Annotated in this window: 16 protein-coding genes; 4 read left to right on the forward strand and 12 right to left on the reverse strand. The window is 73.2% G+C overall.

The features are described 5' to 3' along the window. The first annotated feature begins 57 nt into the window (after positions 1-57). The 3 genes from AB0B63_RS28755 (at position 58) to AB0B63_RS28765 (ending at position 1,935) form a co-directional block, all read left to right on the forward strand. Positions 58-531: a hypothetical protein gene (locus AB0B63_RS28755; RefSeq protein ID WP_357024367.1), complete on the forward strand. Its 474-nt coding sequence runs from the start codon at positions 58-60 to the stop codon at positions 529-531. A 118-nt stretch (positions 532-649) separates the two neighbouring features. Further along, positions 650-991 carry a PadR family transcriptional regulator gene (locus AB0B63_RS28760; protein ID WP_208569439.1) on the forward strand — a complete coding sequence of 114 codons (342 nt, stop codon included), beginning with the start codon at positions 650-652 and terminating at the stop codon, positions 989-991. Further along, complete coding sequence (locus AB0B63_RS28765) at positions 988-1,935, forward strand: permease prefix domain 1-containing protein (protein WP_357024371.1); 948 nt, start codon at positions 988-990, stop codon at positions 1,933-1,935. The genes AB0B63_RS28760 and AB0B63_RS28765 overlap by 4 nt, the downstream gene beginning before the upstream one ends. 87 nt (positions 1,936-2,022) lie before the next feature. Here the strand turns inward: AB0B63_RS28765 and AB0B63_RS28770 are convergent, their stop codons facing one another. The 8 genes from AB0B63_RS28770 to pgsA all read right to left on the reverse strand — a co-directional run bounded on the left by AB0B63_RS28770 (position 2,023) and on the right by pgsA (position 8,729). Further along, the gene (locus tag AB0B63_RS28770; protein ID WP_307799648.1) at positions 2,023-2,637 is read right to left on the reverse strand and encodes a DUF402 domain-containing protein; all 615 of its coding nucleotides are present in this window, start codon (positions 2,635-2,637) and stop codon (positions 2,023-2,025) included. Between the two features lie 5 nt (positions 2,638-2,642). Continuing rightward, positions 2,643-3,395: a YebC/PmpR family DNA-binding transcriptional regulator gene (locus AB0B63_RS28775; RefSeq protein ID WP_357024375.1), complete on the reverse strand. Its 753-nt coding sequence runs from the start codon at positions 3,393-3,395 to the stop codon at positions 2,643-2,645. A 208-nt stretch (positions 3,396-3,603) separates the two neighbouring features. After that, positions 3,604-4,209: a pyridoxal 5'-phosphate synthase glutaminase subunit PdxT gene (pdxT, locus tag AB0B63_RS28780; protein WP_208569436.1), complete on the reverse strand. Its 606-nt coding sequence runs from the start codon at positions 4,207-4,209 to the stop codon at positions 3,604-3,606. Between the two features lie 43 nt (positions 4,210-4,252). Beyond that, a complete protein-coding gene (gene pdxS / locus AB0B63_RS28785) occupies positions 4,253-5,170 on the reverse strand; it encodes a pyridoxal 5'-phosphate synthase lyase subunit PdxS (RefSeq protein WP_208569435.1) in 918 nt (305 codons plus the stop codon). Between the two features lie 303 nt (positions 5,171-5,473). Continuing rightward, entirely contained in the window at positions 5,474-5,977 is a 504-nt protein-coding gene (locus tag AB0B63_RS28790) for a hypothetical protein (protein WP_357024483.1), read from the reverse strand. 8 nt (positions 5,978-5,985) lie between these two features. Next, positions 5,986-7,155, reverse strand: a complete 1,170-nt coding sequence (locus AB0B63_RS28795) for a glycosyltransferase family 4 protein (protein ID WP_357024380.1) — start codon at positions 7,153-7,155, stop codon at positions 5,986-5,988. A gap of 15 nt (positions 7,156-7,170) precedes the next feature. Continuing rightward, positions 7,171-8,112, reverse strand: a complete 942-nt coding sequence (locus AB0B63_RS28800) for a phosphatidylinositol mannoside acyltransferase (protein WP_208569433.1) — start codon at positions 8,110-8,112, stop codon at positions 7,171-7,173. Further along, positions 8,109-8,729 (reverse strand): phosphatidylinositol phosphate synthase, encoded by a 621-nt coding sequence (gene pgsA, locus AB0B63_RS28805; RefSeq protein WP_219469589.1) that lies wholly within the window; start codon positions 8,727-8,729, stop codon positions 8,109-8,111. Before pgsA ends, AB0B63_RS28800 begins: the two co-directional genes overlap by 4 nt. 250 nt (positions 8,730-8,979) lie before the next feature. On the opposite strand from pgsA, the gene AB0B63_RS28810 reads away from it, so the two are divergent. Continuing rightward, positions 8,980-11,106, forward strand: a complete 2,127-nt coding sequence (locus AB0B63_RS28810) for an elongation factor G-like protein EF-G2 (RefSeq protein WP_357024383.1) — start codon at positions 8,980-8,982, stop codon at positions 11,104-11,106. 197 nt (positions 11,107-11,303) lie between these two features. Here the strand turns inward: AB0B63_RS28810 and AB0B63_RS28815 are convergent, their stop codons facing one another. The 4 genes from AB0B63_RS28815 to thrS form a co-directional block, all read right to left on the reverse strand. Continuing rightward, positions 11,304-12,362, reverse strand: coding sequence for an aldo/keto reductase (locus AB0B63_RS28815; protein ID WP_208569430.1), 1,059 nt, complete (start codon positions 12,360-12,362; stop codon positions 11,304-11,306). 305 nt (positions 12,363-12,667) lie between these two features. Continuing rightward, entirely contained in the window at positions 12,668-13,306 is a 639-nt protein-coding gene (locus AB0B63_RS28820) for a hypothetical protein (protein WP_357024386.1), read from the reverse strand. Positions 13,307-13,513: 207 nt separating this feature from the next. Next, a complete protein-coding gene (locus AB0B63_RS28825; RefSeq protein WP_357024486.1) occupies positions 13,514-14,026 on the reverse strand; it encodes an HIT domain-containing protein in 513 nt (170 codons plus the stop codon). Positions 14,027-14,155: 129 nt separating this feature from the next. After that, positions 14,156-16,159 (reverse strand): threonine--tRNA ligase, encoded by a 2,004-nt coding sequence (thrS, locus tag AB0B63_RS28830; protein WP_208569428.1) that lies wholly within the window; start codon positions 16,157-16,159, stop codon positions 14,156-14,158. Between the last annotated feature and the right edge of the window lie 187 nt (positions 16,160-16,346).

The following is a 16,346-nucleotide window of genomic DNA, read 5'->3' on the forward strand; positions in this document are numbered from 1 at the left end:
CGGGGGGGGGCGGCGGGGGCGCGGGCGCGCCCCCGCCCCCCCCCCCCCCCCACCACCGTGGCCCTCTCGCCGGACCGCCCGGCCGGCAGCACCGACCTGCTCAGCGTCCGGGGGGCGGGACCGTTCCGGATCGGGGCGTCACTGACCCGGCTCACCTCGGCCGGACTGATCGACTGGACGGCCCTCGACTGCGAGGGCGTGGTCACGGCCGGCGTCACCGGTGAGTGGGCCGGCGTGATCATGGTGGCCTTCCGCAACGGGCGGCTGGTCGAGGTGGGCACGGCCACCGCACCGCCCCGCTCACCGTCCGGGGCGTCGGTGGGCATGTCCTGGGCCGAACTGGAGCAGATCTACGGTCCGCGGGGCGCGCTGATCCACAACGACGCCGGGGACGCCACGGCCTACCTGGTGCGGTTCGGCAACCGGGTCGAGCTGTTCACCGGGCACCCGATCCGGTCGGGTGTCGGCTACTTCCAGGTCGGGCTGGCGGATCACGTCGAGCGGGCCTTCCGCCAGGGCCACTCCTGCTGACCGCCGGTCCGGGCCGGGGCGTCGGGGGCTCTCCCCGACGCCCCGGTTCGCGTGGTGGCATCGCCAACATTGCTGTCGTGCTCGACATTAGTGTGTGCCACACAGTATGGTGTGACACATGGTCAACGAAGAGGTCCTGCGGACCCATCTCCAGGAGCTGCGTCGCGGCACGGTGGTGGTGGCCAGCCTGCTGGCCCTGCGCCAACCCGGCTACGGCTACGCGCTGCTGCAACGCCTCACCGGGCACGGCTTCCCGGTCGACGCCAACACCCTCTATCCCCTGCTCCGACGACTGGAGGAGCAGGGGCTGCTGACCAGCGAGTGGAACACCCAGGAGAGCCGGCCGCGCAAGTTCTACCGCACCAGCGCCGACGGGGAGACGGTCCTGGCCCGCCTGCTCGACGACCTCGCCGCCGTACAGACCTCCGTGACCGGGCTGATCGAAGGAGCCGACCGATGAACACCCTGACCGACCGCTACCTCGCGGCGACGCTGCGCTCGGTGCCCGCCGAGCGTCGGGACGAGATCGCCACCGAGTTGCGCGCCTCGATCGAGGACATGATCGAGGACCGCACCGGCGGCGGCCAGCACACCGCCACCGCCGAGCGGGAGGTGCTCACCGAACTGGGCAACCCGGACCTGCTGGCCTCCCGGTACACCGACCGCCGGCTCCAGCTCATCGGCCCGACCTACTACCTCGTCTGGCTCCGACTGCTCAAACTGCTGCTCAGCTTCATCCCGGCGATCGTCGGCACGGTCGTCGTGGTCGTCGAGGTGGCACAGGGCAACGGCTTCGGCGCGATCGGCCGGGGGATCGTCGTCGCCATGCAGGTGGGCGTGCAGATCACCTTCTGGCTCACCCTGACCTTCGCCATCATCGAACGCGCCCAACCCGGCACCACGATGCCCGGCTGGACCGTCGACCAGCTCCCCGACGTCCCCACCCACCGGGACGTCTCCCTCGCCGACACCGTCGCCTCGGTGGCCATGCTGGCGCTGACCATCGGATACCTACCCTTCCAGCACTACCAGTCGTGGGTGCACGACACCGACGGCGGCAACATCCCGATCCTCGACCCGGCGCTGTGGTCGTTCTGGCTGCCGGCGCTGATCGTGGTACTGGCCGCCAGCGTGGTGTTCGAAATCGTCAAGTACCGGACCGGACGCTGGACCTGGCCGCTGTTCGGGGTGAAGGGCCTGCTCGACGTGGCGTTCGCGGTGCCGGTGGCGTGGCTGGCGCTCTCCGACCGGCTGCTCAACCCGGCCCTGGCCGACCGGCTGAGCTGGCTCGCCGACCAGGACAACCGGGACACCCTCGGGGTCGTCATCGCGCTGAGCGCCGCCGGGGTGGTGGTCTGGGGGCTGATCGACAGCGCCGTGAAGACACGCCGCCAGACGCGCTGAACGGACCAGCACCCGACGGGCCCGGCGTACCCACGCCGGGCCCGTCGCACGGTCCGGGAGTGCCGGGTTTAGCGGGGGCGGGTCAGGTCAGCACGGCACGGCAGCCCAGCCGGGCGGCAGCTGCGGCACCGGCCAGGACGGCTCCGGCCGCCAGTGCGCCCAGCCCTCGTCCCACCACCGCTGCCCCGCGTCGAGCAGCGCGGCGATCCGGTCCCCCTCGGCCCGGATCGCCTGCGCCATGCCCGGGTAACGCCCCTCGACGAGGCGCTGGGCGAACAGCTCCACGTCCTTGAAGACGTACCGGTCGGCGTCCGCCGCCCACCACAGGTCCAGCTCGTGGTCGAGGGTGTCCACCCCGATCGGGGTACGCCGCAGCGGGTCCTGGAGGTTGAAGTACCAGCCAGCGAAGGTGCGGTCCGGACCGGTCCAGAAGACGTCGACCGAGTGCGCCTCGCCCGGGCGGTGCAGCATCAGCTTGCCGTGCCCGGACCACGCGGTGTGCCCCGCCGTCTGCCACGGGTGCCGACCGCAGGGGAATTCGCCGTGCTCCGGGAAGCCGAACTCGGCACCCGGCGGCAGATAGAGCGCCAACAGGTCGTCGGTGTCCGCCACGCAGATGGTGGGGCAGCCGAACCAGACCTCACCACGCAGGATCTCCCGCCGGACGACCACGTCGCCCGGCGGGAACCGGTGTGCCGGCACGACCGTCAGGCGTCCACCGCCGCCATCACGTCGTCCGAGACGTCGAAGTTGGCGTAGACGTTCTGCACGTCGTCGCAGTCCTCCAGCACGTCGATCAGCTTGAAGATCTTGCGTGCGCCGTCCTCGTCCAGCGGCACGTTGACGCTGGGGATCAGGGCGGACTCGGCCGACTCGTACTCGATCCCGGACTCCTGCAGGGCGGTGCGGACCGCGATCAGGTCGGTCGGCTCGGAGAGCACCTCGTACGCCTCACCGAGGTCGTTGACCTCCTCGGCCCCGGCATCGAGGACCGCCATCATCACGTCGTCCTCGGTGGTGTCGGCCTTGGGGACGATCACCACGCCCTTGCGGGAGAACATGTACGACACCGAGCCGGCGTCGGCGAGCGAACCACCGTTACGGGTCAACGCCGTGCGGACCTCGGTGGCGGCCCGGTTGCGGTTGTCGGTCAGGCACTCGATCAGCATGGCCACGCCGCTCGGGCCGTAGCCCTCGTACATGATGGTCTGCCAGTCGGCGCCGCCGGCCTCCAGGCCGGAGCCGCGCTTGACCGCACGGTCGATGTTGTCGTTCGGGACCGAACTCTTCTTGGCCTTCTGGATGGCGTCGAAGAGGGTGGGGTTACCGGCCGGGTCACCGCCGCCGGTGCGGGCCGCCACCTCGACGTTCTTGATCAGCTTGGCGAACATCTTGCCGCGCTTGGCGTCGATGACGGCCTTCTTGTGCTTGGTGGTCGCCCATTTAGAGTGGCCGGACATCTCGTACCTCCGTCTGTTGACTCACGCCTCGCGTCGGCTGGCCGCGCCGACTCCGGGCCAGCACCGGCCGCGTTGGAGGGCTGCGACGGGCAGTGCCCGCGCCGAACCGCGGCAATCCTACCGAGAGCACCCACCCCGCCGTCACACCCGGCGCGGCACCGCCACCAACCCGCGCAGGAATTGCCCCTTTCGCCGGGAGATGGGCGGCTCAGTGGGCGGCCCCGACCAGGTCGGCGAAGTAACGGTGCAGACGCAGGTCCCCGGTCAACTCCGGATGGAACGACGTCGCCACCAGGTTGCCCCGGCGGACGGCGACGATGCGGTCGACGGCCGGACCCCCGGTGACCCGGCCCAGCACCTCGACGTCGGCATCGACCCGCTCGACCCAGGGGGCGCGGATGAACACGGCGTGGAACGGCCCGCCGTCGATCCCGGTGATCTCCACCGGCGCCTCGAACGAGTCGACCTGCCGACCGAACGCGTTGCGTCGCACCGTCATCGCGATGCCGGCGAAGCCCCGCTGGTCGGGACGGCCGTCCAGCACCTCGGTGGCCAACATGATCATCCCGGCGCAGGACCCGTAGACCGGCATCCCGGCGGCGATCCGCTCGTCGATCGGCGCGCGCAGCCCGAAGATGTCCACCAGCCGGCTCATGGTGGTGGACTCCCCACCCGGGATCACCAGCCCGTCGACCGCGTCCAGCTCGGCCGGCCGGCGCACCGCACGGGCCTCCGCACCGACCCCGGCGAGGGCGGAAACATGCTCACGGACGTCACCCTGGAGGGCGAGCACCCCGATCACCGGTCCACCCACGTCCCCTCCTCCCGCACCACCGGCAGCGGCCCCGACCCCCGCCTCACCAACCGCGCTCGGCCAACCGGTGCGGCTGGGGGATCTCGTCGACGTTGATGCCGACCATCGCCTCACCCAGGCCCCGGGACACCTTCGCCAGCACGTCCGGGTCGTCGTGGAAGGTGGTCGCCTTGACGATCGCGGCGGCCCGCTGCGCCGGGTTGCCGGACTTGAAGATGCCGGAACCGACGAAGACGCCCTCCGCGCCGAGCTGCATCATCATCGCGGCGTCGGCCGGGGTGGCGATGCCCCCGGCGGTGAACAGCACCACCGGCAGCTTGCCCGTCTCGGCGACCTCCTTGACCAGGTCGTACGGGGCCTGCAACTCCTTGGCCGCGACGAACAGCTCGTCGGCCGGCAGGGAGCTGAGCCGGGCGATCTCCTGCCGGATCCGCCGCATGTGCATGGTGGCGTTGGAGACGTCCCCGGTGCCCGCCTCGCCCTTGGAGCGGATCATGGCCGCGCCCTCGGTGATCCGGCGCAACGCCTCACCCAGGTTGGTCGCGCCGCACACGAACGGGACGGTGAACGCCCACTTGTCGATGTGGTTGGCGTAGTCGGCCGGGGTGAGCACCTCGGACTCGTCGACGTAGTCGACGCCGAGGGACTGCAGGACCTGCGCCTCGACGAAGTGACCGATCCTGGCCTTGGCCATCACCGGGATGGACACGGCCGCGATGATGCCGTCGATCATGTCCGGGTCGCTCATCCGGGACACGCCACCCTGGGCGCGGATATCGGCCGGCACCCGCTCCAGCGCCATGACGGCGACCGCACCGGCGTCCTCGGCGATCCTGGCCTGCTCGGCGGTGACCACATCCATGATCACGCCGCCCTTGAGCATCTCGGCCATGCCGCGCTTGACGCGGGCGGTGCCCCGGACCTGGGGGGCATCGGCGCTCGGGGACGTCGTTTCGGACATGGTCCATCACTCCTCGGACGTGCTCGGGGGCTGACTCCGGCTGATGCTATGACGCCCCGGACGCCGCTCCGACAGCCAATCGGCCCCACGGTGGCCTGCCCTGTGGCCCCCGTCACCCCGGCTCGACCCGGGCCGGTGCCGCCCGCCCCGGTGACCCGGCCCCGCCACCCGAGCCGCCGCCGAGACCCGGCCCCGCCACCGCGACCCGGGGCCGCCACCGCGAAAGGGGCCGCCGCCGCGACCCGGGGCCGCCGCCGCAACCCGGGGCCGCACCGTCGGGCAGCCACCGGTCGGCAGCCCCGGTCAGCCCGCCGGGACGTCGGCGGGCAGGGCCAGGGTGGGGTCGTCGATGTCGAAATACCGCGGCCAGGGGTGGCGGCGGCCCATCCGGCACATCCGCACCAGCGGTCGGCTCCGCGCGCTACGCGCGTCCCGCACCAGGTCGGTGTGCACCTGCCGGGACAGCGCCAGCCGCCGGCTCGCCGCGATCACCGCCCCGCAGGAGGGATCGGCCGGGTCCAGCCGGGCCGCCCGCAGTTGCCGGGTGAGGTCGTTCTCCGCCGCCTCCCGCTCCTCGGGGACGGCGTCCAGGGCGATCCGCGCCGCCGCGTACAGCTCCACGCCGTGGCGCTGCTCGGCCAGCACCGCGGCGGCGGCGGCCCGGCGCAGCAGATGGGCGTCGAGCGCGCGGGCCGCCGACTCAGCCCGGGTCTGCAACCGCTCGACCCGGCCCGCCGTCCAGACCAGGTAGACCACGACCAGGGCGACGACGACCACGGCGACCGACACCGCCCACAGCTGCGGCACCGTCGGGGTCACCGCGGACCACCCAGCCCCGCCCACTCCTGGTCGATGACCCGACCGTCGGTGGCCTCGATGGCCGCCGCGTAGACCTCCACCACCCGACGGGCCACCACCGGCCAGTCGTAGTGGGCAACCACCTGATCGCCGCAGGCGCTCAACGCGGCCCGCTGCGCCGGGTCGTCGAGCAGCTCCGCCAGGACGGTCCGCAGGCCGGCCGGGTCACCGGTCGGGAAGAGCCGGCCGGCCCGCCCGCCGTCGAGCACCCGCCGGAACGCGTCCAGGTCGCTGGCGACCACTGTCGCGCCGGCCGCCAGCGCCTCGGTGAGGATCATGCCGAACGATTCGCCGCCGGTGTTCGGGGCGACGTAGAGGTCGACGCTGCGCAGCATCCGGGCCTTGTCGACCTCGGAGACCAGACCGAGGAACGTGACCTGGTCGCGCAGCTCCGCCGGGAACCGCCCGAACAGGTCGTCCGGGTCACCCGGCCCGGCCACCAGCAGGCGCAGCCCCGGCCGGTGGGCGGCCAACGCGACGAAGGCGTCGCGCAGGATCGGGAAACCCTTGCGGGCCTCGGTGAACCGGCCGAGGAAACCCAGCGTCCCGCCGCTGCCGGTGGCGCACTCCCCCGGCCAGCCGGGCAACGGCTCGACCCCGGCGAACTTCGCCACCGCCACCCCGTTGGGGATCTCCACCGCCCCGCCGTCCATGTGCTCGACCTGCACCTTGCGGGCCAACGCGCTGACCGCGATCCGGGCGGTGATCCGCTCCAGCAGGATCTGGAGCACCCCCTGGGCGGCGGCGAGCACCCGGGACCGGGTCATCGCGGTGTGGAAGGTCGCCACCACCGGCCCCCGGGCGGAGAGCACCGCCAGCATCGACAGGCTCGGGGTGAGCGGCTCGTGCACGTGCAGCACGTCGAACTCGCCCCGGGTGAGCCAGCGCCGCACCCGGGCGGTGGAGACCGGCCCGAACGCGATCCGGGCCACCGAACCGTTGTACGGCAGCGGCACCGCCCGCCCGGCGGAGACCACGTACGGCGGCAGCGTCGACTCCTCGTCGGCGGGGGCCAGGACACTCACCTCGTGCCCCAGTCCGAGCAGCGCCTCGGCCAGGTCCATGACGTGGTTCTGCACCCCGCCGGGGACGTCGAAGGAGTACGGGCACACGATGCCGATCCGCACTGGCGCCCCCTCCCCTCAGACCGAACCGGCGCTGGCCGGGGGCGGCGCCGCGGTGGACCCGCCGTCGGTGGAGCCCCGCTGGTCCAGCCACATCCGCTGCAACATGTGCCAGTCTTGCGGATGACGGGCGATGCCCGCCGCCAGACAGTCGGCAATCCGCTGGGTCAGCACCCGGACCCGCTCGTCCAACGGTGCGCTGTCCGGGTCGGGCACCGGCAGCGGGCCCTCCAACTGCGCGCGCGGCATGTCCGGTTCGTACCACAGCGACGCCACGTAGAGCGGGGCGCCGGTGCGGATGGTCAGCAGGGCGGGCCCGGCCGGCATCCGGGTACGGCCGCCGAAGAAGTCCACCTCGATGCCCCGGGCGGACAGGTCCCGGTCGGCCAGCAGCGGCACCACGGTGCCCGCGCCGAGCCGGTCCACCAGCACGTCGAAGGCGGGCCGGGCACCGCCGTGGGTGGGCAGGATCTCCATGCCGAGACCTTCGCGGAAGGCGAGGAAGCGCTTGTAGACGCCCTCCGGCTTGAGCCGCTCGGCGACCGTGGTGATCGGCAGGCCGCTGGCGGCCACCCAGGCACCGGCGGCGTCCCAGTTGCCGGCGTGCGGCAACGCCACCACCGCGCCCCGGCCGGCCGCCACGTCGGCGACGAGCAGCTCCGACCCGCCGAGGTGGAACCCGTCGAGGATCTGCTGGCGGCTGCGCGAGGGCAGCCGGAACGCCTCCATCCAGTACCTGGCGTACGACCGCATACCCTGCTTGGCCAGTGCGTCCAGCTCCGTCTCGGGCAGGTCGGGGCCGACCACCCGGCGCAGGTTGGCGCGCAGTCGGGTGGCGCCCTTGCCTCGGGCGCGGTGGGCGCGGTCGGCGCCCGCCTGGAAGGCCGCGGCGACCACGGGCCGGGGCAGCGCGCGGGCCAGCCGCCAGCCGGCGACGTAGCCGAGTTCGGTGAGGTTCACTCGGGGCCGGCCAGTTGCGCCTGCCGGTAAACGTGGGCCACCCGCTGGCCGACCGTGAAGATCGACACGGCGGCGAGCAGCCAGAGCGAGATCTCCAGGGCCGGGCCGACCCCGAGGCCGGTGAGCAGCCCACCGACCCCGACGATCAGCAGCCGTTCGGTGCGTTCCGCGACGCCCACGTTCCCGCTCATCCCCAACCCCTCGGCGCGGGCCTTGACATAGGAGACCAGCCCTCCGGCGGCCAGGCAGATCAACGCGGCGGCCACCCCGGAGTGGTTGCCCTCGGTGGCCAGCCAGTAGGCGACCGCGCCGAACACCGCGCTGTCGGAGACCCGGTCCATCGACGAGTCGAGGAACGCGCCGAACCGGGTCGAGCCGCCGCTCATCCGGGCCATCGTCCCGTCGAGCATGTCGGTCAGCGCGAAGAAGGTCACGATCAGCGCTCCGGCCACCAGCTGGCCGCGGGCACCGAAGCCGAGCGCGCCGACGAGCACGCCGACGGTGCCGGCCACGGTGACCGCGTTGGGGGACACACCGGCGCGGAGCAGACCGCGCGCGACCGGCTCCACGACGCGGGTCATCCCCGCGCGGGCCGTCACTTGGAAGATCTTCGCCATGGCGGTCCCACGATAACGGCCGGCAGTGCCGCGCGATACGGCCGGTCGCCCGACCCGCCCGACGAGACTTGTGCGGGGTCCGTCGACGGGTGTGGGATCGGGGCGGAAGGTGAGCCAGCTCACCACCTCGCCCGTTGACCGTTCGCCGGTCGCCGGGCCACCGGAGGATATCGCCGCGGCACCCGACCGGGCCGCTCCCCGTCGTGCGCGGCGGTCGCCACCCACCACCGGCTCAGGGAGGTGCGCCGCGATGGCGCAGAAGAACCAGGACCAGGGCGTCACCGGTGACACGCCGGTGGTGACCACGCCCGACCGGGTACGCAACGTGGTGCTCGTCGGACACTCCGGCGCCGGCAAGACGACCCTGGTCGAGGCGCTGCTCGCGGCCACCGGCACGATCGACCGGGCCGGCACCGTCGCCGCCGGCACCACCGTCTGCGACCACGACCCCGCCGCGGTACGCCAGCAGCGCTCGGTAAGCCTCGCCTGCGCCCCGCTGGTGCACGCCGGGGTGACGGTCAACCTCCTGGACACCCCCGGGTACGGCGACTTCGTCGGCGAGCTGCGGGCCGGGCTGCGGGCCGCCGACGCGGCGCTGTTCGTGGTGTCCGCCGTCGACGGGATGGACGCCGCCACCGCCGCCCTCTGGGAGGAGTGCGCCGCCGTGGACCTGCCGCGCGCCGTGGCGGTCACCCGGCTGGACCACCCGCGCGCCGACTTCGACGAGGCGGTGGCGCTGTGCCAGCGGGTCTTCGGAGACAACGTGCTCCCGCTGCACCTGCCGATGCTCGGCGACGACGGCGAGGCGGTCGTCGGGCTGCTCGCGTTGATCACCCGGCGGGTGCACGACTACTCGGCCGGGCTGCCCGCCGACGTCCGGGAGCCGGACCCGCAGCACCTGCCGGCGATCACCGAGTCCCGGGGTGAGCTGATCGAGGGGATCATCGCCGAGAGCGAGGACGAGACCCTGATGGACCGCTACCTCGACGGCGAGGAGATCGACACCGACGTGCTGGTCACCGACCTGGAGCGGGCGGTCGCCCGGGGCCACTTCCACCCGGTGACGCCGGTCTGCGCGGCCACCGGCGTCGGGCTGGACGTGCTGCTCGACGCCCTGGTGTCGGCCTTCCCGTCACCGCTGGAACGCGAGGTCCCGGCGGTGACCGGGGTGGACGGCTCCCCCCGCCCGCCGCTGCACTGCGACCCGGACGGCCCGTTGGTCGCCGAGGTGGTCCGGACCACCGTCGACCGGCACGTCGGCCGGGTCTGCCTGGTCCGGGTCTTCTCCGGCACGCTGCGCCCCGACCAGACGGTGCACGTGTCGGGGCACGGGCTGGTCGAGCGCGGCCACCCCGACCACGACGCCGACGAGCGGGTCGGGCACGTCTACCGCCCGCTCGGGGCGGCCCTGCGCGAGGTGGACGCGTGCGTCGCGGGCGACATCTGCGCGATCACCAAGGCGGGCAGCGCGGAGACCGGCGACACCGTCTCGGCGAAGGGGGAGCCGCTGCTGATCGCGCCCTGGGCGATGCCGGAGCCGCTGCTGCCGGTGGCGGTGGCCGCCCGGAGCCGGGCCGACGAGGACGCCCTGGCCCGTAACCTGGGCCGGTTGATCGTCGGCGACCCGACGCTGCGGCTGGAGCGCAACCCGGACACCCACCAACTGGTGCTCTGGTGCATGGGCGAGGCACACGCCGACGTGGTGCTCGACCGGCTCCGGGCCGGCGGGGTGGAGCTGGACACCGAGCCGGTGCGGGTGCCGTTGCGGGAGACGTTCACGGCCGCCGCCACCGGACACGGCCGGCACGTCAAGCAGTCCGGCGGGCACGGTCAGTACGCCGTCTGCGACATCGAGGTGGAGCCGCTGCCCCGGGGGGCGGGTGTCGAGTTCGTCGACCGGGTGGTCGGCGGGGCGGTGCCGCACCACTACGTACCGGCGGTGGAGAAGGGTGTCCGGGCGCAACTGGCCCGCGGGGTGGTCGCCGGGCATCCGGTGGTGGACGTGCGGGTGACCCTGGTCGACGGCAAGGCGCACAGCGTCGACTCCTCCGATGCCGCGTTCCAGGCGGCCGGCGCGCTCGCCCTGCGCGACGCCGCCGAGCGGGGCGCTCCGACCCTGTTGGAGCCGGTCGACGAGGTGGTGGTCCGGGTCGCCGACTCCTCGGTCGGTGCGGTGCTGGGTGACCTGTCCGGCCGGCGGGGCCGGGTGCTCGGCACCGAGGTCGACCCGGACGTCGAGGGCCGCACCCTGGTCCGGGCCGAGGTCCCCGCCCAGGAACTGCTGCGTTACGCCGTGCAGTTGCGGGCCCTGACCGCCGGCACCGGCACCTTCCGCCGCACCTTCGCCCACTACACCCCCACCCCCACCCCGAAATAACCCACCCCACCCCCACACCCCCAACCCGCCCCACCCCGCTCACCCCACCACCCCGCTCACCCCACCCACCACCCCACCGCGTCGATCATGGAGTTGTGGTGGGGGTTGAGCCCCCATATGTCCCTTACGCGGGGCCCACAACTCCATGATCGACGGGGGTGGGAGGTGGCGGGGGTGGGGGACGGAGGTTGGAGGGGTCAGGGGCGGGCGGCGGGGACGGGGGGTAGTGGCCAGTGGGGGCGGTCGGCGTCCCGGAGGGCGGCTGTACGCAGGGCGGCGAGTTGCCGTTCCACCTCGGCGAAGTGGTCCGGGGTGAGCGGGCCGAGGCGCAACGCGGCGGCGTTCTCCTCGACCTGGGCGACGGTACGGCAACCGGGGATCGGCACCGTCCGGTCGCTGCGCGCCCAGAGCCAACCCAGCGCGCCCTGGACCAGTGTCCGCCCGTCGGCGGTGAGCGCGCCCCGCACGGCGGTGACCCGACGCAGCCACTCCGGTGCGGGTCGACCGCTGCGGAACCACTCCAGCCAACCCGGCGCCACTCCCCGCACGTCGTCGCGGGGCAGCGTGGAGCCGTTGGTGTACTTGCCGGTGAGCAACCCCATCGCGAGCGGCCCCCGGTTGACGCTGGCCAGGTCGTGCTTGTCGCAGGCGGCCAGCATCACCGGGGCGTCGCGCAGCACCGACAGGCTGTGCTGGATGGCGGTGGCGTGCGGAGCCGCCTGGGCGAACCCGGCGGCCCGGTCGGCCCGGTCGGTGCTCCAGCCGTACGCCCGGACGAGGCCGTCGGCGACCAGTTCCTCGCAGGTGCCGACCAGCGCCTCCACCCGCGGCAGCGGGAGGTCACCCAGATGCAGCTGGTAGAGGTCGATCCGGTCGGTGTCGAGGCGGCGCAGCGAGTCGACGACCGCCCGCCGCAGGTACGCCGGGGAGGCGTCCTCGCCGGTGGCCTGCCGGGACCGTTCGTCGAAGGTGTACCCCCATTTGGTGGCGATCACCGCCTCGTCGCGGCGGCCGGCCAGCGCCCGGCCGAGGACCCGCTCACTGTGCCCCGCGCCGTACGTGTCGGCGGTGTCGAAGAAGGTCACCCCGAGGTCGAGCGCGCGGCGGACGGCCCGCACCGACTCCTCGTCGTCGACCGCGCCCCAGCCCAGCGGTTGGGTGCCCTCGGCCCAGGGGCCGCCGATCGTCCAGCAGCCCATGCCGAGGGCGCTGACCTCGATGCCGCTGCGACCCAACATCCGTGTCGTCACTGCCATCGCCGCATCGTGTCACCTTCGGGACGCGTGGGGAGACGAAGCTGACGCATCGTGCCCGATCGACCACAAGCGACACCGCCGGCACGGCACGGCGGATGGCGGCGCGGACTTCGCCGACCCCCCCTGTCGGCCCACGCCGTCGCGGGCGGTGAAGGCGAGCAGGGTGGCACCGGACGACGGCGACCCACCCGGCCCACCAGTGGCGACGCGGCCAGCGGACGACGGCGACCCACCGGTGGCGGCACGGGCAACGGACAACGGCGGCCCACCCGGCCCACCCGGTGGTGCCGGGGCCCGCCGGGTGATCAGCGGGGCAGGGCTCGGGCGAGCGGCACCGGGGTCGACTGCCCAGGCCAACGGCCGGTCAGGGTGGCGGCGGCCGGCCCGTCTTCGGGCAGTCCGGCACCGGGCAGCCGGCGGGCGACGAGCAGGTCGACGGTGTCGGTGCCGATGCTGGTCGGGTCGCCGTCGCCCACCTGGCGTACCGCGCCGACGACGGGGGCCCCGACGTTGCCGGTGCCGGCCACCGTCATGGACGGCTCGCGGACTTCCCGCACTCCGTCGATCTCGAAGTACTCCTGCGCCTGACCGGTGCCGGTGAGGATGGCGGCGGCCAGGGCGGCGGCGTAGACCGGGTCGCCGCACCCGTCGTAGACCCAGCGGGGGCCGAGCACCGAGTGGTGGGTGGTGCCGACCAGCCACTCGTCGGCGTCGGCCAACGGCGCGTCCCGGTAGGTCAGCGGGACCTGGTAGACCGGGCCGGCGTCGACCCGTACCAGGATCGTCTCGATACCGACGGCACCGGCGGGGTCGTCGAACCGGTAGGCGGCCACCCGGACCGGCTCACCGGCCGCCGGCCCGGAATACCAGCGCCGGCCCGGCAGCCAACCGGCCAGGAGTTCGAGTTTCGTGGGGCGGATCTCCGCCTGGTGCAACAACGCCATGATCACATCCTAGGAGTCGGCACACCGACCACCGCACCCGTCACGCAGGCCCGGTCCACCGACCCGCGCCCGACCCGGACGTGCCGTCACGCGGCCCCGGCCCACCGGCCCGCGCCGGACCCGGGGGGTGCCGTGGCGGGTGGCCCGGGCCGCCAGCCAGGACGGCCAGGCGCGGGCGAGCAACTCGCGGATAGCCCGGGCCGCCGCTCAGGACGGCCAGGCGCGGGCGAGCAACTCGCGGGTGTCGGAGAGCAGTTGCGGGAGCACCTTCGTCCGGCCGATCACCGGCATGAAGTTGATGTCCCCACCCCACCGGGGCACCACGTGCTGGTGCAGGTGGGCGGCGATGCCGGCGCCGGCCACCCCGCCCTGGTTCATCCCCAGGTTGAACCCGTGCGCGCTGCTGACCTGCCGGACCACCCGCATCGCGGTCTGGGTGAACGCCGCCAGCTCCGCCGTCTCGGCCTGGTCGAGTGCGGTGTAGTCGGCCACGTGCCGGTAGGGGCAGACCAGCAGGTGCCCCGGGTTGTACGGGTAGAGGTTGAGCACCGCGAAGACGTGCTCACCCCGGGCCACCACCAGGCTCCGCTCCGGCGGCAGGCCGGGGGCCAGGCAGAACGGGCAGCCGGCGGGCTCCTCGTAGCCGCCCTCCGGCCGGTCCCCCCCGGAGATGTAGGTCATCCGGTGCGGGGTCCAGAGCCGGTCGAGCCCGTCCGCCAGGCCGTCGTCCGCCGGGCCGTGGTCCGTGTCGCCGTCGAGGTGCCGCTCCGCCCCAGTCACACCGCCGATCCTACGATCTCCCGCGCCGACCGCCACCGGCCGTGGGTACGCGGCCGGTGGCGGGCCGGGTCAGCTGCCGGCGGACGGCCCCGAGTTGGTACGCGAGGAGACCACGTCGAGCACGTGGGCGACCGCCTCGGCGACCGGTACCCCGTTGCGCTGGGAACCGTCGCGGTAGCGGAACGACACGGTGCCGGCGGCGACGTCGTCGTCCCCGGCGATCACCATGAACGGGATCTTCTGCTGCTGGGCGGTGCGGATCTTCTTCTGCATCCGGTCGTCACCCGCGTCGACCTGGGCCCGGATGCCTTCGGCGCGCAGCGCCGCGACGAAGCCGTGCAGGTACTCGGTGTGGTCCTCGCGGATCGGGATGCCGACCACCTGCACCGGCGCCAGCCAGGCGGGGAACGCCCCGGCGTAGTGCTCGGTGAGCACCCCGAAGAACCGTTCGATCGACCCGAACAACGCCCGGTGGATCATCACCGGCCGCTGCCGGCTGCCGTCGGCCGCCTGGTACTCCAGGCCGAACCGCTCGGGCAGGTTGAAGTCGACCTGGATGGTGGACATCTGCCAGGTCCGGCCGATGGCGTCCTTGGCCTGGACGGAGATCTTGGGGCCGTAGAACGCCGCGCCGCCCGGGTCGGGCACCAGGGTGAGGCCGGATTCCTCGGCGGCCGAGCGCAGCGCCTCGGTGGCCCGCACCCAGTTCTCGTCGGTGCCGACCGACTTGTCCGGGTTACGGGTGGACAGTTCGAGGTAGAAGTCGTCCAGGCCGTAGTCGCGCAGCAGCTCCAGGACGAAGGCGAGCAGCGACTTCAGCTCGCCGGCCATCTGCTCCTCGGTGCAGAAGATGTGCGCGTCGTCCTGGGTCATGCCCCGGACGCGGGTCAGGCCGTGCACCACGCCGGACTTCTCGTACCGGTAGACCGTGCCGAACTCGAACATCCGCAGCGGCAGCTCCCGGTAGGAGCGGCCCCGGGACCGGAAGATCAGGTCGTGCATCGGGCAGTTCATCGGCTTGAGGTAGTAGTTCGCCCCCTCGACCTCCATGGGGGGGAACATCCCGTCGGCGTACCAGTCGAGGTGCCCGGAGACCTCGTACAGGTGGCCCTTGGTGATGTGCGGGGTGTTGACGAACGAGTAGCCGGCCTGCTCGTGCTTGATCCGGGAGTAGTTCTCCATCTCCCGGCGGATGATGCCGCCCTTGGGGTGGAAGACCGCCAGGCCGGAGCCCAACTCGTCGGGGAAGCTGAACAGGTCGAGGTCGACGCCGAGCTTACGGTGGTCGCGCCGGGCGGCCTCCTCCAGCAGCTTCAGGTACGCCTTCAGCTCGTCGCGGGTCGGCCAGGCGGTGCCGTACACCCGCTGGAGCTGCGGGTTCTTCTCCGACCCCCGCCAGTACGCGGCGGCCGAACGCATCAGCTTGAACGCGCCGATCAGCCGGGTGTTCGGCAGGTGCGGGCCCCGGCACAGGTCCGACCAGCAGACCTTGTCCTCACCGGCGGCGAGGTTGTCGTAGATGGTCAGCTCGCCGCCGCCCACCTCCATCACCTCGCTGGTGTCCAGCCCCTCACCCTTGACCTCGATCAGTTCGAGCTTGAACGGCTCGGCGGCCAGCTCGGTGCGGGCCTCGTCCAGGCTGTCGAAGCGGCGGCGGCGGAACCGCTGGCCGGACTTGACGATCTCCTGCATCCGCTTTTCCAGCTTGGCCAGGTCGTCGGGCTGGAACGGCTTGTCGACGGCGAAGTCGTAGTAGAAGCCGTTCTCGATCGGCGGGCCGATGCCCAGCTTGGCCTCGGGGAAGACGTCCTGCACGGCCTGGGCGAGCACGTGGGCGGTGGAGTGCCGCAGCACGTTGAGCCCGTCCGGCGAGTCGAGGCTGACCGGCTCGACGGTGGTGTCCTCGGCCGGGGTCCAGTCCAGGTCGCGGAGCTGGCCCTGCGGGTCGCGGACCACCACGACCGCCTTCGGGCCGGCGGCGGGCAGCCCGGCCGCGGCCACCGCGTCGGCCGCCGTCGTCCCGGCGGCCACGACGACGGGGTCGGCCACGACGGGGGTACGGGGTGCGGACACGGTGAACTCCTCAACGGCAGGCGGCACGGATGGGCCGGACGCGCCGGCTGCTTCGATGCTATCGGTCCCGCCGTCGCCCCCGGTCGCCGGGAAAGGAAGCCCGGTCGCGGTATCGACCCGCACCGGCGTTGAACCTTTCCGGCCCGCCGTCCGAACTACCAGGTGTGGCCGGAGCCGGTGTCGGCCA

The organism is Micromonospora sp. NPDC049081, from assembly GCF_040648835.1.
Taxonomy (GTDB): domain Bacteria; phylum Actinomycetota; class Actinomycetes; order Mycobacteriales; family Micromonosporaceae; genus Micromonospora; species Micromonospora antibiotica.